Origin of the sequence: Pseudomonas sp. SIMBA_067 (assembly GCF_046534675.1) — a bacterium.
Taxonomy (GTDB): Bacteria; Pseudomonadota; Gammaproteobacteria; order Pseudomonadales; family Pseudomonadaceae; genus Aquipseudomonas; species Aquipseudomonas putida.
In genome coordinates this window covers 1-228 of the sequence record NZ_JAWRYH010001547.1, presented here as the reverse complement: position 1 = coordinate 228, position 228 = coordinate 1, and the positions used below count along the sequence as shown (strand labels likewise).

At 57.9% G+C, this 228-nt stretch carries 1 pseudogene; it reads left to right on the top strand.

Annotated features, from left to right (window positions below):
- Positions 1-170, top strand: a pseudogene (locus tag SB765_RS34650) (histidine kinase); the annotation flags it as partial.
- Positions 171-228: the final 58 nt, after the last annotated feature.

Here is a 228-nt window from a genome sequence, read left to right as displayed (position 1 = left end):
CGATCCTGAAAATGGCCGAGCACATTTGCTCGTCGCACCGCGTGCTGGGCAACCAGGCGGAGGATCATGAGTGGGAAGCCATCGGCCATCTGGTGCTGGACTACGTGGGCCTGTCGGACTACGACTTCGAAAGCATGAAATTGTCGATCCGCGAACTGGGCGCCCACTAAACCTGTCTTCAAGAGGTACACATGCCCGAGTTACCAGAGGTCGAAACCACGAGACGCG